Source organism: Rahnella aceris, from assembly GCF_011684115.1.
Taxonomy (GTDB): Bacteria; Pseudomonadota; Gammaproteobacteria; order Enterobacterales; family Enterobacteriaceae; genus Rahnella; species Rahnella aceris.
Genome location: NZ_JAADJV010000002.1, coordinates 634687 through 655653, shown reverse-complemented (window position 1 = coordinate 655653; position 20967 = coordinate 634687). Strand labels below are relative to the sequence as shown.

19 protein-coding genes and 1 pseudogene are annotated in these 20967 nt (G+C 54.7%); 13 read left to right on the top strand and 7 right to left on the bottom strand.

The genetic code is table 11. The features are described from left to right. Positions 1–198: 198 nt before the first annotated feature. The gene (locus GW591_RS15360; protein WP_112151084.1) at positions 199–1182 is read right to left on the bottom strand and encodes a quinone oxidoreductase; all 984 of its coding nucleotides are present in this window, start codon (positions 1180–1182) and stop codon (positions 199–201) included. Positions 1183–1364: 182 nt separating this feature from the next. On the opposite strand from GW591_RS15360, the gene dnaB reads away from it, so the two are divergent. Both dnaB and alr read left to right on the top strand, forming a co-directional pair. Then, positions 1365–2771, top strand: a complete 1407-nt coding sequence (gene dnaB / locus GW591_RS15355; RefSeq protein ID WP_013577363.1) for a replicative DNA helicase — start codon at positions 1365–1367, stop codon at positions 2769–2771. A gap of 108 nt (positions 2772–2879) precedes the next feature. Beyond that, the gene (gene alr / locus GW591_RS15350; RefSeq protein WP_037034958.1) at positions 2880–3959 is read left to right on the top strand and encodes an alanine racemase; all 1080 of its coding nucleotides are present in this window, start codon (positions 2880–2882) and stop codon (positions 3957–3959) included. 3 nt (positions 3960–3962) lie between these two features. On the opposite strand, the gene GW591_RS15345 is transcribed toward alr, so the two are convergent. Next, complete coding sequence (locus GW591_RS15345; protein WP_013577361.1) at positions 3963–4742, bottom strand: transporter substrate-binding domain-containing protein; 780 nt, start codon at positions 4740–4742, stop codon at positions 3963–3965. 134 nt (positions 4743–4876) lie between these two features. Here GW591_RS15345 and GW591_RS15340 point away from each other — a divergent pair, with 134 nt between their 5' ends. Beyond that, complete coding sequence (locus tag GW591_RS15340) at positions 4877–5341, top strand: Lrp/AsnC family transcriptional regulator (RefSeq protein WP_013577360.1); 465 nt, start codon at positions 4877–4879, stop codon at positions 5339–5341. 245 nt (positions 5342–5586) lie between these two features. Further along, complete coding sequence (locus GW591_RS15335; RefSeq protein ID WP_013577359.1) at positions 5587–6219, top strand: YitT family protein; 633 nt, start codon at positions 5587–5589, stop codon at positions 6217–6219. A 94-nt stretch (positions 6220–6313) separates the two neighbouring features. Here GW591_RS15335 and GW591_RS24135 read toward each other — a convergent pair. After that, positions 6314–6484 (bottom strand): annotated as a pseudogene (locus GW591_RS24135) (SDR family NAD(P)-dependent oxidoreductase); the annotation flags it as partial. Between the two features lie 225 nt (positions 6485–6709). Here GW591_RS24135 and GW591_RS15325 point away from each other — a divergent pair. After that, on the top strand, positions 6710–7903 hold the full coding sequence (locus tag GW591_RS15325; RefSeq protein ID WP_112151104.1) for an amino acid aminotransferase: 1194 nt from the start codon (positions 6710–6712) through the stop codon (positions 7901–7903). Positions 7904–8006: 103 nt separating this feature from the next. Here GW591_RS15325 and GW591_RS15320 read toward each other — a convergent pair whose 3' ends face one another. Together GW591_RS15320 and GW591_RS15315 are read right to left on the bottom strand one after the other, a co-directional pair. Further along, positions 8007–8792 (bottom strand): DeoR/GlpR family DNA-binding transcription regulator, encoded by a 786-nt coding sequence (locus tag GW591_RS15320; RefSeq protein WP_013577356.1) that lies wholly within the window; start codon positions 8790–8792, stop codon positions 8007–8009. Between the two features lie 36 nt (positions 8793–8828). Next, positions 8829–9725, bottom strand: a complete 897-nt coding sequence (locus tag GW591_RS15315) for a sugar kinase (RefSeq protein ID WP_166860928.1) — start codon at positions 9723–9725, stop codon at positions 8829–8831. A gap of 172 nt (positions 9726–9897) precedes the next feature. Between GW591_RS15315 and yihU the strand changes: the two genes are divergently transcribed. The 7 genes from yihU (at position 9898) to GW591_RS15280 (ending at position 18340) form a co-directional block, all read left to right on the top strand. Then, a complete protein-coding gene (gene yihU, locus GW591_RS15310; RefSeq protein WP_112197679.1) occupies positions 9898–10794 on the top strand; it encodes a sulfolactaldehyde 3-reductase in 897 nt (298 codons plus the stop codon). 22 nt (positions 10795–10816) lie between these two features. Continuing rightward, positions 10817–11695 (top strand): sulfofructosephosphate aldolase, encoded by an 879-nt coding sequence (yihT, locus tag GW591_RS15305; RefSeq protein WP_112151080.1) that lies wholly within the window; start codon positions 10817–10819, stop codon positions 11693–11695. 15 nt (positions 11696–11710) lie between these two features. Continuing rightward, positions 11711–12952: a sulfoquinovose isomerase gene (yihS, locus tag GW591_RS15300; protein ID WP_166860925.1), complete on the top strand. Its 1242-nt coding sequence runs from the start codon at positions 11711–11713 to the stop codon at positions 12950–12952. Positions 12953–12969: 17 nt separating this feature from the next. Next, positions 12970–15006 (top strand): alpha-glucosidase, encoded by a 2037-nt coding sequence (locus GW591_RS15295; protein WP_166860923.1) that lies wholly within the window; start codon positions 12970–12972, stop codon positions 15004–15006. Positions 15007–15061: 55 nt separating this feature from the next. Then, positions 15062–16447, top strand: coding sequence for an MFS transporter (locus GW591_RS15290; protein ID WP_112151077.1), 1386 nt, complete (start codon positions 15062–15064; stop codon positions 16445–16447). Between the two features lie 46 nt (positions 16448–16493). Further along, a complete protein-coding gene (locus GW591_RS15285; RefSeq protein WP_013577349.1) occupies positions 16494–17909 on the top strand; it encodes an MFS transporter in 1416 nt (471 codons plus the stop codon). Between the two features lie 77 nt (positions 17910–17986). Continuing rightward, positions 17987–18340, top strand: coding sequence for an MmcQ/YjbR family DNA-binding protein (locus tag GW591_RS15280; RefSeq protein ID WP_013577348.1), 354 nt, complete (start codon positions 17987–17989; stop codon positions 18338–18340). Here the strand turns inward: GW591_RS15280 and GW591_RS15275 are convergent. Further along, positions 18322–19242 carry a pyridoxamine 5'-phosphate oxidase family protein gene (locus tag GW591_RS15275; RefSeq protein ID WP_166860921.1) on the bottom strand — a complete coding sequence of 307 codons (921 nt, stop codon included), beginning with the start codon at positions 19240–19242 and terminating at the stop codon, positions 18322–18324. The genes GW591_RS15280 and GW591_RS15275 overlap by 19 nt on opposite strands. Positions 19243–19248: 6 nt before the next feature. Then, on the bottom strand, positions 19249–19869 hold the full coding sequence (locus GW591_RS15270; protein ID WP_112151075.1) for a glutathione S-transferase: 621 nt from the start codon (positions 19867–19869) through the stop codon (positions 19249–19251). A 101-nt stretch (positions 19870–19970) separates the two neighbouring features. Between GW591_RS15270 and GW591_RS15265 the strand changes: the two genes are divergently transcribed. Next, positions 19971–20888 (top strand): LysR family transcriptional regulator, encoded by a 918-nt coding sequence (locus GW591_RS15265; RefSeq protein WP_013577345.1) that lies wholly within the window; start codon positions 19971–19973, stop codon positions 20886–20888. Positions 20889–20967: the final 79 nt, after the last annotated feature.

The following is a 20967-nucleotide window of genomic DNA, read 5'->3' as shown; positions in this document are numbered from 1 at the left end:
TGGCAGCCAGCAGGCTGTAAACCGAATTCATCAAGTCCGCTGAGGCACACAATAGTCGCTTAAGTGACATCGCCCTGTGGATTTACCCGGCAGTACCCTACAGCAGTACCCGTCTGAAATCAGAGGTCGTCTGAGTCAGGCAGTAAAAAAGGCTTTCACAACTGTGAAAGCCTTTTTTGCATTGGTTCAGGGAAACTTTTATGGGATGAGCAGACTTGAACCCTGTGTCACGCGGCTTTCCAGCGTTTCATGCGCGCGTTTTGCCTCGGACAGTGGGAATTTCTGCGCGTCACTGACATCCACTTTTATCGCGCCACTGGCGATCATTGAGAACAGCTCGCTGCTCGCCTCCAGCAGTTCTTCACGGTTAGTCACGTAACCATTCAGGGAAGGGCGCGTCACAAACAGCGAACCTTTTTGATTGAGTATCGCCAGATCCACACCTTTTACCGGGCCGGACGCATTGCCGAAACTGACCAGTAAACCGCGACGTTTCAGGCTGTTTAACGATTTTTCAAAGGTATCTTTGCCGACGGAATCGTAAACCACACCGACTTTTTCGCCGTTCGTCAGTTCCGCCACGCGGGTCGCGATATCTTCTTTCTGGTAGTTAATGGTTTCCCATGCACCGGCCTGTCTGGCGCGTTCGGCTTTTTCATCAGAGCCCACGGTGCCAATCAGTTTTACGCCCAGCGCTTTCGCCCACTGGCAGGCAATCAGGCCTACGCCACCGGCTGCGGCATGGAAAAGAATGGTTTCACCGGCCTGTACTTCATGGGTTTTGCGCAGTAAATAATAAACTGTCAGCCCTTTAAGGAAGGAGGCTGCGGCCTGCTCAAAGCTGATCGCGTCCGGCAAAAGGGCGATTTTTTCCTGTGGTACGTTATGGAATTCGCTGTAAGCGCCGGGCGCGGATTGTGCGTAAACCACACGATCGCCAGGTTTGATGTCCGTTACGCCACTACCGACTTTACTGACTATGCCTGCCGCTTCCGTGCCTAAACCCGCCGGAAAACTGGCCGGTGCGTACAGACCGCTGCGCACATAAGTATCGATATAGTTGATACCGATGGCTTTATTCTCGACCTGGACTTCGTCTGCCTGCGGATCTTGTGGCTGATAATCAACGTATTGCAGAACGTCCGGGGTGCCTGTTTCAGAAAACTGGATGCGCTTTGCCATGTTTTTTCCTCGTGATGGAGTCTGATTTCAACCCTAGGCTAAATGTCAGGGACAATCCAGATTTTCGGCACTAAGGGTTAATACCCTTTTGAAATGGTTTATACTGTCGCGCGAGTCAGGCTCCGATTTTTGGAAACCCGACGCTCATAAAACAGGCGCTTAGAGCAGGAAATAATCCACAGATGGCAGCAAAAAAACCGACCAATCAACAGAACGAAAACCGCGATCGCCAGATGGAAGGGTTGAAACTTCCGCCGCATTCGCTGGAAGCTGAACAATCCGTTCTGGGCGGGCTGATGCTGGATAACGAACGCTGGGATAATGTGGCCGAACGGGTGGTCAGCAATGACTTCTTCAGTCGCCCGCACCGCCTGATTTTTACCGAAATGCAGCGTTTGCTGGAAATGAGCAAACCAATCGACCTGATCACGCTTTCCGAATCGCTGGAACAGAAAGGCGATCTGGATTCCGTCGGCGGTTTTGCGTATCTGGCAGAGCTCTCTAAAAACACCCCCAGTGCGGCGAACATCGGCGCTTACGCTGACATTGTGCGCGAACGTGCTGTTGTCCGGGAAATGATCTCCGTCGCCAATGAAATTGCCGACGCGGGCTATGATCCGCAAGGCCGCAGCAGCGAAGACCTGCTGGACTTAGCCGAATCCCGCGTATTCCAGATTGCCGAAAGCCGCGCCAGTAAAGACGAAGGTCCAAAAAGTATCGACCGTATTCTGGAAAGCACGGTCTCCCGTATCGAAGAGCTGTTCCAGCGCCCGCATGACGGCGTAACCGGCGTTTCAACCGGCTATGCTGACCTCGACAAGAAAACCGCAGGCTTGCAAAAATCTGACCTGATCATTGTGGCGGCGCGTCCGTCGATGGGTAAAACCACTTTTGCGATGAACCTCGCAGAAAATGCCGCGATGATGCAGGATAAACCGGTCTTAATCTTCAGCCTTGAGATGCCCGGCGACCAGATCATGATGCGTATGCTGGCGTCGCTTTCGCGCGTCGACCAGACCAAAATCCGTACCGGCCAGCTCGATGATGAAGACTGGGCACGTATTTCCAGCACCATGGGGATTCTGCTCGAAAAACGTAACATGTATATCGATGATTCGTCCGGGCTGACGCCAACCGAAGTTCGTTCGCGTGCGCGACGTATCTTCCGTGAGCACGGCGGCCTGAGCCTGATCATGATCGACTACCTCCAGCTGATGCGCGTTCCGGCGTTGTCTGATAACCGTACGCTGGAAATTGCCGAAATCTCCCGCTCGCTCAAAGCGCTGGCGAAAGAATTGCAGGTGCCGGTGGTGGCGCTGTCGCAGCTTAACCGAAGCCTGGAGCAACGTGCGGATAAACGCCCGGTCAACTCCGACTTACGTGAATCCGGCTCCATCGAGCAGGACGCCGACTTAATCATGTTCATCTATCGTGATGAGGTCTATCACGATAACAGTGAAGAAAAAGGCATCGCGCAAATCATCCTCGGTAAACAACGTAACGGCCCGATCGGTACCGTCCGCCTGACCTTTAACGGTCAGTGGTCGCGGTTTGATAACTATGGCGGCCCGCAATACGACGAGGATTAACTTCCCGGGTTTTGAATTTATCCCTCCCCTTTCACAAGGGGAGGCTAGGTGGGGTTTGGTTCTCAGCCTTGCTATCAGAAACTCTCAAATTCATGCAAAGGACTTAAAATGAAAGCGGCTACGGCTGTCATTGATCGCCGCGCTCTGCGACACAATCTGCAACGGGTGCGTCATCTGGCGCCACAAAGTCGTCTGGTTGCGGTAGTGAAAGCAAACGCTTATGGGCACGGTCTGCTGGAGACGGTGCATAGCTTGCAGGACGCTGATTATTACGGCGTTTCCCGGCTTAGCGAAGCGCTGATGCTGCGTAAAGCCGGTGTGGTAAAACCCATCCTCCTGCTCGAAGGTTTTTTCTCCGCCAGCGAATTACCGTTGCTGATTGAACATCAGCTTGATACCGCTGTTCACAGCCTCGAACAGCTTGATGCGCTGGAAAGTGCTGACCTCGCGCGTCCGCTGAATGTCTGGCTGAAAATCGATACCGGTATGCACCGTTTGGGCGTTCATCCGGCACAGGCCGATGCATTTTATCAGCGTCTGAGTGCCTGCAAAAACGTGGTTCAGCCGGTCAATATGATGAGCCATTTCTGCCGCGCGGACGAACCGGAAAGCGACGCGACACCGAAACAGCTGAACTGTTTTAATGAATTTGCCGAAGGCAAGCCGGGACAAAAATCTATTGCGGCTTCCGGCGGTATTTTGTTGTGGCCGGAATCGCATATGAACCTGGTCCGCCCCGGCATTATTTTGTACGGCGTGTCGCCAATGGAAACCGGTACAGCCAGCGATTTTGGGCTGCAACCGGCAATGACACTGACTTCCAGCCTGATCGCCGTGCGTGAACATATTGCCGGTGAGCCGGTCGGTTATGGCAGTACCTGGGTCAGCAACCGTGATACCCGCCTGGGCGTGGTGGCGATGGGATATGGCGACGGCTATCCGCGCAGTGCGCCGAATGGTACGCCGGTTTTGGTCAATGGTCGGGAAGTGCCGGTTGCCGGGCGTGTGTCGATGGATATGATCACTGTCGATTTAGGGCCAGATGCGACCGATAAGGTCGGCGATGAAGTGATTTTCTGGGGCGGGAAATTACCGGTTGAGCGCATTGCGCAGGCAACCGGTATCAGTGCTTATGAGCTGATTACCCAGCTCAGCGAGCGCGTTGCCCGCGTTTATATTGGCGACTAAGTCTTACTTTTTCACGGCCAGCCACTGGCTGACGATCTTCTGATATTCACCAGTGGCTTTGCTCAGGTGCAGCCACTGGTCGACATACATCTTCCAGCTCACGTCATCACGCGGCAGCATGTAAGCCTTTTCGCCATATTGCAGCGGCTTCTTCGGGTTTACCGCACAGAGTTTCGGGTAATGTTTCTGCTGAAACAGCGCTTCCGAAGCATCCGTAATCATCACATCCGCTTTCTTATCCACCAGCTTCTGGAAGATGGTCACGTTATCGCTCAGGGTCAGCGTACCTTTTGGCAGATGGCTGTGTACGAAGGCTTCATTGGTACCGCCCGCCGGTTCAATCAGGCGCACGGAGGCACGGTTTAACTGCTCAACTGTCTGGTACTGACGCACATTTTCGCAGCGCACCAGGGGGATTTTTCCGTCCTGATCCAGTACGTTGGCAAACCAGGCTTTTTGCTGGCGTTTCAGCGTGACCGAAATCCCGCCCATCGCGATATCACAATGCCCTGCGCTCATTTCGTCCGGCAGAGATTTCCAGGTGACCGGTACCCAGTTCACTTTCACATCCAGACTCGCCGCCAGCGATTCCGCCATTGCAATATCAATGCCTTCATACTCACCGTTTTCTTTCAAAAATGTATACGGTTTATAGTCGCCGGTGGTGCAGACATTCAGCGAGCCTTTCTGTAATACGCGTTCAAGGCGTGAAGATGCCGGCTCTGCTTTTGCGAGACCGGGCAAAACTGACAGCAAAACGAGAGAGTAGAATACTTTTTTCATTATTTTTTCCTTGCGTTTAAATCATGCGCAAGTATAAGAAAAAACGGCCGAAAAGTATTTATAACTGGTTATAGTGGGAATGTTTTTTGCAATAAGAATCCACATATAAAAATTAAAGCGACAGGAACACTGCCATGTACAGCATTGACGATTACGATCTGAAAATTCTGACCTTATTACAAACCAACGGAAGACTGACTAACCAGGAATTAAGCGAGCTGGTCGGACTGTCAGCATCACAGTGTTCACGCCGCCGGATTGGTCTGGAACAGGCACAACTCATTCTCGGTTATCATGCCCGTCTGGCACCGGAAGCCCTCGACTTAGGCATGATTGGTCTGATTGAAGTCAGGCTTATCAATCATTTGCCCGCACAGGTCGATGCATTTCACAGCATGCTGGGCGAAGTCGATTCCATTATTGATGCCTATAAAACCACTGGCGATGCGGATTATTTGCTGAAAGTTGCGGTGAAAGATTTAGCCGGTTTAAGCATGTTGATCAGCCAAATTCTGTCAGTCCATAAAAGTGTCGCCCACGTAAAAACATCGGTAGTGCTTAACCGTTTAAAAGAAAACGGCTTATTGACGCTGAGCTGAGAAAAATAAGGGCGTATTTCAGGTGCACTGTTTGGGTGATTTATTTTGGTGCAGACTCACTTTAATGGTGCAATATTTTGAATTAATATGCGTGATCTGTGCATGTAAAGAATAATTAACGCGTCATAAAATCTTATTTTCGATTTTTAATGCAAATTCTATGCGTGAATATTGCCTTAACTCTCCATCTCATTAATTATCTCAAAATCAGTCTTTAGTATTATTATTTTGAGGTACAGGGAATTATGGCAAGTGTAGACGACATCAAACAGCCGGTTGAGCAGCCGCGCATCGGGCACACGCTGGTTGAAGATGCGCTGGCGATCATTATCGGTACGCTGATGGTCTCTTTTGGTGTGGTGATGTTGCGTCAGGTCGGCGCACTGACCGGCGGCACGGCGGGAATGGCGTTTCTGGCGCATTACGTGACGCAGGTATCATTCGGTACGGCCTTTTTTATCATCAACTTACCTTTTTATTACCTCTCTTTTCGTCGCATGGGTTTGCAGTTCACACTGAAAACTTTTGCTGCAGTCGCGCTGGTTTCCGTGTTTTCTGATTTGCATCCGCTGTTTGTTCATTTCGATCATCTTCAGCCGTTTTACGCCACGCTGTTTGCCAACGTGATTATGGGCATCGGCTTCATTGTGCTGTTCCGCCACAAAGCCAGTCTGGGCGGCGTGAACATTCTGGCGCTGTTCCTGCAGGACAAATACGGCATCCGAGCCGGTAAACTGCAAATGGGTGTGGACTGCTGCATCGTGCTGGCATCGCTGTTTGTCGTCAGCCTTGAAATGCTGATTGCTTCGGTGCTGGGCGCGGTGATCGTCAACCTGATCATTGCGATGAATCACCGTCCGGGGCGCTACAGCGTCTGACGAAATGGATAAAAAAATGGCGCAGGGGACTGCGCCATTTTTATGAATGAACCGGCAAGTGTTACGCGCCGAAACCGCCGTCAATCGTCAGATTTGCGCCGGTGATATACCCCGCTTCAGGGCCGGAAATTTCTTCAGAAGAAACGTAGGTGAAGGCCACGCTGGCGCCTTCGCGGGCCAGACGCTGAACGATGGCGGCACCGATGCCGCGTGAACCGCCCTGAACGAAAGCGGCTTTACCTTGCAGTGAGTGTTGAGTTGTCATTGGTTTGCTCCGGGAAGAATGAGATGTCCATGTGATCGTAGTTGATGTGAGCGGATCAGCATCTCAGGCGAACGGACGGTTTGATACGCAATGAGTGCCCGAAAATCGACAACATAGTTGTCATCTTTTTTAACGAACTTTGATAGTCTGTGAAACAGTTGCGATGCGCCGGGTTGCCGGATGTGGATCGCAGCGCCACTTAACCAAACCAAGGAGATGTATACCGTGTTCCAACATGTCGATGCCTATGCCGGTGACCCGATTTTGTCGCTGATGGAAAGCTTCAAGACCGATCCGAGACAAGATAAGGTAAACCTGAGCATCGGTCTTTATTACGACGAGCAGGGTATTATTCCGCAACTGGCGGCAGTGGAAAATGCAGAGCAACAACTGAACGCCGGGCCACAGGCCGCGTCAGTCTATCTGCCAATGGAAGGTCTGCCCGCATACCGCGCAGGCATTCAGGAATTGCTGTTTGGTGCCGATCATCCGGCGCTGAAACAACAGCGTATTGCGACCATTCAGACCGTCGGCGGTTCCGGCGCACTGAAAGTCGGTGCTGATTTCCTGAAGTTTTATTTCCCGAATTCAGAAGTTTACGTGAGCGACCCGACCTGGGAAAACCACGTGGCTATCTTTGCAGGCGCAGGCTTCAAAGTGCATACCTATCCGTACTTTGACCCGGAGACGCTGGGGGTAAATTTCCCGGCGATGATTGACCGCCTGAAAACCTTGCCAGCGCAAAGCATTGTGCTGCTGCACCCTTGCTGCCACAACCCGACCGGTTCTGACCTGACGCCAGCGCAGTGGGATCAGGTGATTGAAATCACCAAACAGCGTGAGCTGATCCCGTTCCTCGACATCGCTTATCAGGGCTTTGGCGCGGGCATTGACGATGACGCTTACGCCATCCGCGCGATGGCTGCGGCAGGTGTGAACTGCTTCGTCAGCAACTCCTTCTCGAAAATCTTCTCCCTGTACGGCGAACGTGTCGGCGGCCTGTCTGTGGTCTGTGAAGACAGCGATGCGGCGGGACGTGTACTGGGGCAACTGAAAGCCACCGTGCGCCGTAACTACTCCAGCCCGCCAAGCTTCGGCGCAAAAGTAGTGGCGAAAGTCCTGAGCGACAGCGCGCTGAATGCCCAGTGGAAAGCCGAAGTCGAGCAAATGCGTACCCGTATTCTCGAAATGCGCCACACGCTGGTCGACAGTCTGAAAACCGCCTTGCCGGGCCGTAATTTTGACTACCTGCTGCAACAGCGCGGGATGTTCAGCTACACCGGTTTCAGCGAAGCGCAGGTTGTCCGTCTGCGTGAGGAATTTGGCGTTTACCTGATACTCAGCGGCCGCGTCTGCATGGCCGGTCTGAATCACCACAATGTGAAGCAAGTGGCTGAGGCTTTCGCCGCGGTTCAGTAAATCCCCGTCATACTTCGGGCTGCGTGAGCTTACCGCCTTCCCGCAACCCGAATTATTTAGGGGATAAGATGTTGATTAAGGCCGACAGAAATGTCGGCCTTTTTTATTCCGCGGTACTGACTTTTATCACTTCGACCTGATGGTTTTTCAGCACCTTGAGCAATCCGGCGGGCGGAAGTTCGTCGGTGAACAGCGCCGTGGCCTGTGAGACATTGCCGATTTCGACCGCCGCTGAGGCATGATATTTGGTATGGTCAGCAGCCAGCAGGATATGACGTGAATGCGCCATCATGGTTTTCACCACGCTGGCCTCGTTGACATCGAACTCCAGCAGGGCGCCGTCGCTTTCAATTGCGCCGACGCTGGTCACCAGATAGTCGGCACGAAAGCCGGCGACAAAAGCCGTGGCCGCCGGGCCGATAATGCCACCATTATGCGGGCGCAGCGTGCCGCCAGGCACCATCACCTCAAAGCGCGGGTTCTTATACAAAATATGCGCGACGCGCAGACAATTGGTGATAATCCGCAGCCGGTTATGATTGAGCAGCGAATGCGCGACCTGCTCGACTGTGGTGCCAATGGTGATAAACACCGTTGAGCCGTCGGGGATGTAATCGGCGATGGATTCCGCAATGGCTTTTTTCTCTTCCGTCCAGGAAATCTCACGTTGCTCAAAGGCGGTATTGACCACACTCGAGGCCCGCCCCGCGCCACCGTGATGGCGCGTGATCAGCCCCTGATCGCTGAGCTTGCGGATATCGCGGCGGGCGGTTTGGGTCGAGACATCCAGTAACGCCGCCAGTTCTTCAATGTTCATGTAACCACGCTCGGCAATCAATGCGAGCAGTTGATCGTGGCGCGGATTACCGGTCAGTTCAGTAAGACTCATGGATACATCCTTTAAAATGAGCGTCTGAGTCGTATTCTATACAGAAAGTGACAAAAAAGACCGGGCCTGATCACAGTCAGGTATCCCCGCACGGCCCCCCGGCCGGGTACATTTCAGTGCAGCAACACCGCTGGCAAAGCGCACGGCTTTGGCGGGCGACGCTCCCTGGGCCAGACTGACCGCCAGTGCGCCGTGAAAAACATCCCCTGCGCCGGTGGTGTCCACTACGTTGACGGCAAAACCCGGCTGATGATGCAAACGGTCATTTTCCAGCCAGAGACAACCTTGCCCGCCCTGCGTGACATACACATGACCATTTGTGAGCGTTTTGGCGTCAACTAACGCAGCACCGGCGTCCGTTTTTCCGGTCAGCCGCTGCAAACCGGGCGCGGAAAAGGCGCTGTGGTCGCTTAACGCCACCAGTTCGGCGATATCCTGTGGCGTCACATCGGCATCCAGCACGGTGAGCACACCGGCCTGGCGCGCCAGGGTAAACGCCTGCTTCGCGCCGTCATGCCAGCGCACATCAGCCAGCACTACATCCCACCGGGAAAAGTCGATGGCTTGTAACCACTCGGCGGAAACGGGTAAATCCGGGCTGGGATAATTGATGATGATCCGCTCACCTTTGTTGTCCACCAGAATGGCGGATTGCGAAGAACGGGCCTGCTCAACGCGACGGACATAGCGGGTATTTACCCCCAGGGATTCCAGCTCCGCGAGCAGCCGGTTGCCGGTATCGTCATCGCCCACGCGACCAATAAAGTCCACCTGTGCGCCCAGTCTGGCCGCCGCCACCGCAGCCGTGGCCGCCGGACCGCCACCCACTTCATGATATTTTTCAGCGACATACTTCCCTCCTTCCGCAGGCAGTTCTTCAACGTAATAGATCCGGTCCATCACGGTAATTCCAACACAGGCGATACGAATCATGGCTATTCCTTAAGCGTGTTTTGATGGGGTTATTTTAATTTAGTGAATTGTTAAAAAAGTGATGGCTGTCAATTTTTTGACCTTAAATTACAAATACGATCAAAAAACGACAAACACAGACACCGCTGATTATCAAAAAGTGACATGCCTGATCAGCACAAAGGAGAGACGGATGGCAAACGTGGCATTTATTGGTCTGGGGCAAATGGGCGCTCCGATGGCGGCCAATCTGATTAAACAGGGACACCGGTTAGCGGTGTTCGATCTCAACCCGCAGGCAGTTAACTCACTGATACGGCAGGGGGCAACGGGCAGCAAGAGCGCGGCAGAAGCGGCGGCGGGCGCAGAATTTGTCATTACTATGCTGCCCAACGGCGATCTGGTAAGTGAGGTTTTATTTGGCCGTGATGGTATTTGCGAAACCCTGAGCCCGTCCGCGCTGGTTATTGATATGTCGACTATCCATCCGTTACAGACCGACAAGCTGATTGCGCAGATGCACGAAAAAGGCTTCAGCATGATGGATGTGCCGGTGGGCAGAACCTCTGATCACGCAGTGGCCGGTACCTTACTGCTACTGGCAGGCGGCACGGCAGAACAGGTTGAGCGCGCGAGGCCAGTGTTGATGGCGATGGGCTCGGAGCTGATTAACGCGGGCGGGCCGGGCAAAGGCATCCGCGTCAAGCTGATCAATAACTACATGAGTATCGCCCTGAATGCGCTCTCCGCCGAAGCCGCCGTGCTGTGCGAAGCGCTGGATCTCTCTTTTGATGTGGCGCTGCAGGTAATGAGCGGCACCCCGGCCGGAAAAGGCCACTTCACCACCTCATGGCCGAACAAAGTGCTGAAAGGTGATTTGTCACCGGCCTTCATGATTGACCTCGCCCATAAAGACCTCGGTATCGCGCTGGACGTCGCTAATCAGCTGCATGTGCCGATGCCGCTCGGTGCGGCTTCCCGCGAAGTGTACAACCAGGCGCGTGCCGCCGGGCGCGGGCGTCAGGACTGGACCGCCATTCTTGAGCAGGTGCGCACCAGCGCCGGTCTGGCTCAGAAAACACATCCGTAACGCATTAACCAAGGAAAGTTAAATGACTCATTACAGCCTTAACGATATCACCCGTCCGTCCGGCGGCTTCGCCATGCTGGCGGTCGATCAGCGTGAAGCGATGCGCTTAATGTTCGCGGCAGCCGGCGCGAAAGCCCCGGTCGCCGATCAGGTGCTGACTGATTTTAAAGTCAATGCCGCGCGGATTTTATCGCCGTACGCCTCGGCGATTCTGGTCGATCAGCAGTTCTGTTACCGCCAGATTGTTGAGCAACAGGCCATCGCGAAAAGCTGCGCCATGATTGTCGCGGCAGACGAATTTATTCCGGGCAACGGCATTCCGGTGGACAGCGTGGTGATCGATAAAAGTGTGGATCCGCAACAGGTCCGGGAAAACGGCGGTAAGGCGCTGAAATTACTGGTGCTGTGGCGCAGCGATGAAGATCCGCAGCAACGTCTGGCGATGGTGAAGGAATTTAATCAGCGCTGCCATGCACACGGGCTGCTGAGCATTATCGAGCCGGTGGTCAGGCCGCCGCGTCGTGGCGACAAATTTGACCGCGAACAGGCGATTATCGATGCCGCAAAAGAACTCGGCGACAGCGGCGCTGATCTTTATAAAGTCGAAATGCCACTCAGCGGGCGCGGTACGCAGGCTGAACTGCTACGTGCATCGCAACACCTCAATGAACATATTCATATGCCGTGGGTGATCCTCTCCTCCGGCGTTGATGAAAAACTCTTCCCGCGCGCGGTCAGCGTCGCCATGACGGCGGGCGCGTCCGGTTTCCTCGCAGGCCGTGCGGTCTGGTCATCCGTGGTCGGTTTACCTGATACCGAACTCATGCTCAGGGATGTTTCCGCGCCGAAATTACAGCGCCTGGGCGACATTGTGGACGAGATGATGGCGCGCCGCCGCTAACGAAAGGAGTGGAAAATGAAATGGTTTAACACGTTGAGCCACCACCGCTGGCTTGAGCAGGAAACCGACCGGATCTTCGATTTTGGCAAAAATGCCGCTGTGGCCACCGGCTTTGGCTGGCTGGGCAATAACGGCCAGGTCCGGGCAGAGATGGGCACCCATTTGTGGATCACTGCCCGCATGCTGCACGTCTATTCCGTTGCCGCAGGCATGGGCCGTCCCGGTGCGTATGCGCTGGTGGATCACGGCATCCGTGCCCTCAACGGCGCGCTGGCGGATAAACAATACGGCGGCTGGTACGCCTGCGTAAATGATGAAGGCGTGGTGGATGCCTCGAAACAAGGTTATCAGCATTTCTTTGTTTTGCTGGGCGCCGCCAGCGCGGTCACCACCGGCCATCCTGAGGCCGGAGCGTTACTCGATCAGGCCATCGGCGTGATCGAAAAGTATTTCTGGAGTGAAGACGAACAGATGTGTCTCGAGTCGTGGGATGAAGCCTTCAGCGAAACCGAAGCCTATCGCGGCGGCAATGCGAATATGCACGCCGTCGAAGCTTTCCTGATTGTTTATGACATCACGCACGAACGCAAATGGCTGGATCGCGCATTGAGGATTGCCTCGGTCATTATTCATGACGTCGCCCGGCCCGGCGAGTATCGCGTTAATGAACATTTCGATACGCACTGGAACCCGATCCGCGATTACAACAAAGATAATCCGGCGCACCGTTTCCGCGCTTACGGCGGCACGCCGGGGCATTGGATCGAATGGGGACGGCTGATGCTGCATCTGCATGCCGCGCTGGAAGCCCGTTTTGAAACGCCACCAGCCTGGTTGCTGGAGGATGCCAAAGGGCTGTTCCACGCCACCCTCCGCGATGCCTGGGCACCGGATGGCGCAGACGGTTTTGTTTATTCCGTTGACTGGGACGGGAAACCCATCGTGCGTGAACGCGTGCGCTGGCCGGTTGTTGAGGCAATGGGCACCGCGTATGCACTGCACTGCGTGACCGGCGAGGCGCAATACGAAACCTGGTATCAGACCTGGTGGGATTACTGCGTGAAATACCTGATGGACTACGAAAATGGTTCGTGGTGGCAGGAGCTGGACACTGACAACAACGTCACCACCAAAGTCTGGGACGGCAAACAGGATATTTATCATCTGTTGCACTGCCTGGTGATCCCGCGTCTGCCGCTGGCACCTGGGCTGGCGCCTGCCGTGGCTGCGGGTCTGCTGGACGTTAATGCAAAATAAAAATCACGGAGACCATCATGAGTACCCTACAAAATAAAAATACTCAGATTGAATTTATCGCCGGTAATAATGAATTTTCGCTGATTTATCAGCAGCGTCTGATTTTACGTCATACCGCGCAAGCGCCTTGTTTGTGGATTGGCGGCGGCGAAGCGGATATCGATATGTTTCGCGGTAATTTCAGTATTAAAGATCGTCTGAATGAAAAGGTCGCCCTGACAGACGTTAAGATCACTGCGCAACCCGCGGGATGGCACTTACATTTCAGCCGTGGCGATACGCTCAGCGCCACGCTGGTTATCACCACCGATGATAACGGGCGTTTACAGCTCAACCTGCAAAATGATAACCGCGCACATAACCGCATCTGGCTTCGGCTGGCGGCGCAACCGCAAGATCATATTTACGGCTGCGGTGAACAATTCTCTTACTTTGATTTGCGCGGCAAACCTTTCCCGCTGTGGACCAGCGAGCAGGGCGTCGGGCGCAACAAACAAACCTATGTGACCTGGCAGGCCGACTGCAAAGAGAACGCAGGCGGCGACTATTACTGGACGTTCTTCCCCCAGCCGACCTTTGTCAGCACGCAGAAGGTTTACTGCCATGTTGAAAACAGCGGTTATATGAATTTCGATTTCAGCGCGCCGGACTACCACGAACTGGCCTTCTGGGAAGATAGCGCCACGCTGCGTTTTGAATGTGCCGACGACTATATCAGCCTGCTGGAAAAACTCACTGCGCTGTTGGGCCGCCAGCCGGAATTACCGGACTGGGTATACGACGGCGTGACGCTGGGTATTCAGGGCGGCACGGAAGTCTGCCAGCAGAAACTCGACGTGATGCGCGAAGGCGGCGTGAAGGTCAACGGCATCTGGGCGCAGGACTGGTCCGGTATCCGCATGACCTCATTCGGCAAGCGCGTGATGTGGAACTGGAAGTGGAACAGTGAGCTGTATCCGCAACTCGACCAGCGTATTCCTCAGTGGAAAGAAGAGGGTGTGCAGTTCCTTTCTTACATCAATCCGTATGTCGCCAGCGATCGGGATTTGTGTGCCGAAGCCTCAAAAAAAGGCTATCTGACCAAAGATGCCACGGGGGGCGATTATCACGTCGAGTTCGGCGAGTTTTACGCAGGCGTGGTCGATCTGACCAATCCTGCTGCCTATGACTGGTTCAAAAACGTCATCAAAAAGAACCTGATTGAACTGGGATGTGGCGGCTGGATGGCGGATTTCGGTGAATATCTGCCAACCGATACCTTCCTGCACAACGGCATCAGTGCGGAAATCATGCATAACGCCTGGCCCGCACTGTGGGCGAAATGTAACTACGAAGCCTTGCAGGAAACCGGCAAGCTCGGCGAGGTGCTGTTCTTTATGCGCGCCGGTTACACCGGCAGCCAGAAATATTCGACGATGATGTGGGCGGGTGATCAGAACGTTGACTGGAGCCCGGACGACGGGCTGGCCTCGGTGATCCCGGCGGCCTTGTCGCTGGCAATGAGCGGCCACGGTCTGCATCACAGCGATATTGGCGGTTACACCACGCTGTTCGAGATGAAACGCAGCAAAGAACTGCTGCTGCGCTGGTGCGATTTCAGCGCCTTCACCCCGATGATGCGCACTCACGAAGGCAACCGTCCGGGCGATAACTGGCAGTTTGACGGCGACGCGGAAACCATCGCGCATTTCGCCCGCATGACCGGCGTGTTCACTCATCTCAAACCGTATATCCGGCAGGCCGTGCAACAAAACAGTCAGCGCGGTTTACCGGTGATGCGTCCGTTGTTCCTGCATTACGAAGACGATGCCCGCACCTATACCCTGAAATATCAGTACCTGTTTGGCCGCGATCTGCTGGTGGCACCGGTGCATGAAGAAGGGCGCAGCGACTGGTCGCTGTATCTGCCGCAGGATACGTGGATCAACGCCTGGACCGGGGAAACGCATCACGGCGGCGATATTACGGTGGCCGCGCCGTTAGGACAGCCGCCGGTCTTTTATCGTGCAGACAGCGAGTGGGCAGCGCTGTTCGGTGCATTACGTCACCTCTGATAAGGCTTGCCCGCCGGGGGGAATACATCGCCCCGGCGGGTGAAGGAGAATAATAATGAGTCAGACAACATCGGAAAACCCCGCGACCCTGCGCCTGCCTTTCAGGGAGAAACTGGCCTACGGCATGGGGGATTTAGGCTCCAATATCCTGCTCGATATTGGCACGCTGTACCTGCTGAAATTTTACACTGACGTGCTCGGCCTGCCGGGGACTTACGGCGGCATTATCTTTTTGATCGCCAAATTCTTTACCGCATTTACCGATATGGGCACCGGCATCATGCTGGATTCGCGCCGTAAGATCGGGCCAAAGGGCAAATTCCGCCCCTTCGTATTGTACGCCGCGTTTCCGGTGACGTTGCTGGCCGTCGCCAATTTCGTCGGCACACCGTTTGAAATCACCGGTAAAACCGTCGTGGCAACACTGTTGTTTATGTTGTACGGGCTGTTTTTCAGCATGATGAATTGCTCGTATGGCGCGATGGTGCCTGCTATCACCAAAAACCCGGACGAGCGGGCGTCACTCGCGGCATGGCGGCAGGGTGGTGCCACGCTGGGACTGCTGTTGTGCACTGTCGGTTTTGTGCCGGTGATGAATCTGCTCGAAGGCAGTTCGCAGCGCAGTTATATCTTTGCGGCGACGCTGTTCTCGCTGGTCGGGTTACTGTTTATGTGGCTGTGTTATGCCGGCGTGAAAGAGCGTTATGTCGAGGCGCAGCCCGCCAGTGATACGCAAAAACCGGGGCTGTTGCCGTCATTCCGGGCGATTGCCGGTAACCGTCCGCTGTTCATTCTGTGCATCGCCAATCTCTGCACGCTGGGGGCGTTTAACGTCAAACTGGCGATTCAGGTGTATTACACGCAGTACGTGCTGAATGACCCGATCCTGCTCTCTTATATGGGTTTTTTCAGCATGGGATGCATTTTCATTGGCGTGTTCCTGATGCCTGCCGCCGTCCGGCGATTCGGTAAGAAAAAAGTGTATATCGGCGGTCTGGCGCTGTGGATTGTCGGCGACATCCTTAACTACTTCTATGGCAGCGGCTCGGTCAGCTTTGTCGCGTTCTCCTGTCTGGCGTTCTTCGGATCGGCGTTCGTCAATAGCCTGAACTGGGCGCTGGTGTCCGACACGGTGGAATACGGCGAGTGGCGCACCGGCGTGCGTTCGGAAGGCACGGTCTACACCGGTTTCACCTTCTTTCGCAAAGTTTCACAGGCACTGGCGGGGTTCTTCCCCGGCCTGATGCTGACGCAAATCGGCTATGTGCCTAACGTGGTGCAGTCGGCGCACACGCAGGAAGGGCTGCGTCAGTTGATCTTCATTTATCCCTGTGCGCTGGCGGCAATCACCATCGTGGCGATGGGCTGTTTCTATAACCTCAACGAGAAAATGTACGTGCGCATCGTTGCGGAAATTGAGCAGCGTAAGCAGACGGCATAATGCATTCACTGTAACAGCGCCCTGCGGGGCGCTTTGAGGATCGCCTATGAAGGATTGTCATCACCCTGATCCGCTGACGTTGCGTGAGAAGTGCGCCTATGGAATGGGCGATTTTGGCTCGAACCTGATGTTATGTATCGGGACGCTGTATCTCCTGAAGTTTTATACCGATGAACTGGGCATGCCGGCGTTTTATGGCGGCATCATCTTCCTGGTGGCGAAGTTTTTCACCGCTTTCACCGATATGCTGACCGGCGTGTTACTTGATTCCCGCCGTCATATTGGTGCGCGGGGTAAGTTCAGACCGTTCATTTTGTATGCCTCCGTCCCGGTAGGGCTGATCGCGACGGCGCAGTTTATGGCGAATGATTTCGGCCTGCCGGTGAAAACGGCGCTCGCCACCGTACTGTTTATGTTGTTCGGCTTGTTCTACAGCCTGATGAATTGTTCATACGGCGCGATGGTGCCCGCTATCACCAAAAATCCCCATGAACGGGCGCAGCTTGCCGCCTGGCGCCAGGGCGGTGCCACGCTCGGATTATTGTTGTGTACCGTCGGGTTTATGCCGGTACAGGCGTTGTTCGGTAATTCCCCTTCGGTGGGGTATTTCTCCGCTGCCCTGATTTTCGCCACCTGCGGCATTCTGTGTATGGGCTGGTGCTATCGCGGCGTCAGGGAACGTTACGTTGAACTCACGCCTGCGGGACATAAATCCGGCATCCTGCGGTCGTTTCGCGCCATATTTCGTAATCCGCCGTTGCTGGTACTGTGCCTCGCCAATCTGTGTACGCTGGCGGCGTTTAACATCAAACTGGCGATCCAGGTGTATTACACGCAGTACGTGCTTAATGATATTCATCTGTTGTCGTGGATGGGGTTTTTCAGCATGGGCTGCATTCTGGTCGGTGTCTTTCTGGTGCCGGGTTGCGTGAAACGCTTTGGCAAAAAACAGGTGTACCTGGGGGGATTACTGTTGTGGGCAACCGGCGATATGCTTAATTTCCTGTGGGGAAACAGCTCGTTAAGCTTTGTGCTGTTTTCCTGCATGGCATTTTTTGGCACCGCATTTGTCAACAGCCTGAACTGGGCGCTGGTGCCAGATACCGTGGATTACGGCGAATGGAAAACCGGTATTCGTGCCGAAGGCTCGGTGTATACCGGTTATACCTTTTCACGAAAAATATCTGCCGCGCTTGCCGGATTCCTGCCGGGAATTATGCTGACTCAAATCGGTTATATCCCGAATGCGGTGCAGGGCAGCGCGACCTTACTCGGTTTGCGTCAGCTGATCTTTATCTGGCCCTGTGCACTGGCTATCAGTGCGGCGATCATTATGGGCGTATTTTACAAACTCAATGAGGAACGCTTTGCCAGAATCATTGAGGAAATCGGCGCGCGCAAAAAAGGGGAGATTCCAGATCCTGTCACCGGCAAAGAAAAGACGTCTGTGTTAAGCCTGTAAATCGTTCAGGTTTGCTATGGTTAACCGAGGGCACTTTCGTGCTACGTAGCCATCACGTTACAAGGAGAAACCCAAACATGACCAGTTCGGAATTGCTGACCTATTGCATGGGAAAACCCGGTGCGGAGCAAAGTGTTGAAAATCAGCGCGGCGCAAATCAGGTAAAAGTGGGCGACGCGATGTTTGCCATGGTGTGTGAAATTGATGGCCGCGAGGCTATTTCGCTGAAAACCAGCCCTGAACTGGCAGAGCAATTACGGGCAGCACATCCGGATATTGTGCCGGGAGATCATCTCAACAAAGCGCACTGGAATACCGTGTTCCTCGACGGCTCGCTGCCCGATTCACAGTTTTATTATCTGATTGATGATTCCTACCAGTTGGTGGTATCCGGTCTGCCGGAGGCGGTGCGTCAGGAAATTGGCCGCTGATTATCCGGCCAGTTGCCACTGCTGAGGGTTGCAGGAGAGAAGTCCGCCACCTCTGCCCGCCACGGCAGTGCGCCGCGAAAGCGCCACACGCGGGTGATGTCCAGACTCCAGTAACGTTCTGCGCCTGCTGGCCCGGGAATATCCTCCGGCTGCCAGTGGATTTGCGTGTGTCCCTGAAGATGCAGCAGGTCACCGTTTTCGAAATCGATAAACAGCAGCGCTGCACGCGGTTCTGCCAGCAAATTCCCCAGCGTATTCATATAACGGTTGCCGCGAAAATCAGGCACCCACAAGCGGTTTCCCACCAGATGCGCAAATCCCGGCTGGCCGCCGCGATGCGACACATCGGCACCGCCGTGCGCGTGGCTGGCGATAAAAAACGTATCGGCGCGGGCAATCAGTGCGCGGGCGTCAGCATCCGGTTCGGTCATATCCTCCCGCGCAGCCAGCGGCAAACTGACGGGCACATCGGCCAGTTTGCGTATCTGGATATACTGCGGACAATTACCAAAACTTTGATCGACGACGATCTCAATGCGGTTTTTATCCATGCGCCCGATCCTGCCGTTCACGCGGTTACGCCGCCGGTTGGAAAAATCGATCCCCAGCCCGCCAATCTGTTTCCCCGGCTGTAAAGCAGCCAGGGCCGGGTCGTCCGCCCGTCGCGGCGCATTTATCCGCAAATGGATGTCATCCGGCGTACTGATAAACCCGGCGGGGCCGGTCAGCAGAGTTGCCACCGGCCAGCCGTTTTCGTCCAGTGTTGAGATAAACAGATAAGGCAGCGTGGCGAAAAAAAGCCGGTGCTGTTCCGGCATCGCATCGCGGATGCCGTGTACGGAAACATCAAACCCTGCCATGTCCTGTGCCAGGATTTCGTCTGCATGGAAAGGATTGTTCATCGCGTTTTACCCCACAATTTCAGGCAGTGGCAACGCCGGAAGTGGCGTAAAGCCCGGCAGGCTTTCCACCCGTTTCAGCCAGCGGCGAATCGCCGGGTAATCCGCCAGCGAAACGCCGCCTTCCGGAGCCGTCGCCACATAGCTGTAACAGGCCAGATCGGCAATCGTTGCCCGCTCCGTCGCCAGAAACTCGCGGCTTTCCAGATGCTGTTCAAGCTGTGGCAGAAACTTTGCCGTCACGGCCAGCGCGCTTTCATAAGATTCCGGTGCGGCGAACTGTTTCACCATACGGGCAGATGCCGGGCCGTAACGCACTTCACCGGCGGCGCGGGACAACCATTTTTGCACCTCAGCGGCCTGCACCGGATCTTCCGGCAACCAGTGGCTGTCGGGCGCGTAACGTTTCACCAGATACACCAGAATCGCATTGCTGTCGGTGACAACGAGTTCGCCGTCGGTCAGCACCGGCACCTGCTGCAGCGGATTTAACTGCGCGAATTCGGCGGTTTGACGAATGTCTTTGCCGCCGTCTTTGTTCTCAAAGGGCAGGCTGAGCATGTTCAGCAACAGAGTTACGCGGTGGCAATGGCCGGAAAGCGGTGTGCTGTAAAGTTGAATGGCTGGCATGGAATGTCTCCTTTATGGGTCTGGCGTCAAGATTACTCTTGCATCAAATGATTGGGATCCACGAAGATTGAAATTGAGCGTTTCACCTGGTGGAAGAATCTATGGACCGTTTAGATGAAATGGCGATTTTTGTCGCTGTACTTCAGTATGGCAGCCTGGCGGAAGCTGCCCGTAAACTTCACCGTTCTCCTCCGGCGATCACCCGCGCCATTGCTTCGCTGGAACACCGGTTCGGCGCAAGGCTGGTCGAGCGCACCACGCGCAGTCTGGCGCCGACAGAAGCAGGCGCACGGCTGGCGGAAAAAGCGCGACTGCTGCTCAGCCAGTATCAGAACGCGGTAGAAGATACCGCGGAAACCCAGCTCAGCGGCCTGCTGCGCATCACCGCACCGGTACAGTTTGGTCGTAAACACGTCGCGCCGCTGGTGATGGAATTTCTGGCGCAACATCCTGATATGCAAATCGAAATGATGTTAAATGACCGTAATCTGGATCTGATTGACGAAGGGTTAGATCTGGCGGTGCGCATCGGTCATCAGGAAGATTCAGGCAAAGTCGCCCGTAAGGTTGCGCAAGTCACCCGCGTTCTGGTCGCCAGTCCGGCGTATCTGGCGCAGCATGGCGAACCACAGCATCCGTCGGAACTCGCTTCTCATCAGACGGTGATGGGCACGCTGCGCACCCAAATCCGTGAATGGCGTTTCGGGCCGAATGAGGACGATTTGCGCGTGCGGCTGTCGCCACGTTTACTTTCCAACGATGTGGAATCGCAACTGCTGGCGGTGCGCAGCGGGCAGGGGATCGCACGGTTATTGTCGTATCAGGTCAGGGATGATGTGCAGGCAGGCCGTATGGTGCGGCTGCTGAAGGATTTCGAACCTTTGCCGTTGCCGGTACAACTGGTGGCGCAGCAGGTACAGCAAATGCCGCGCAAGGTACGGACTTTCTGGGATTTTGCTTATCAGCGGCTGAGTGCACTGCCGCAGCTTCATGCTTTAGATGCATCTTCGGAACAGTGACGCCGATCACGCTCGCTGGCGGTAAAAATAACCTACTCTGAGAGTTGTGCAAAAACAGTGAGTTACTTGAGGACAGGTT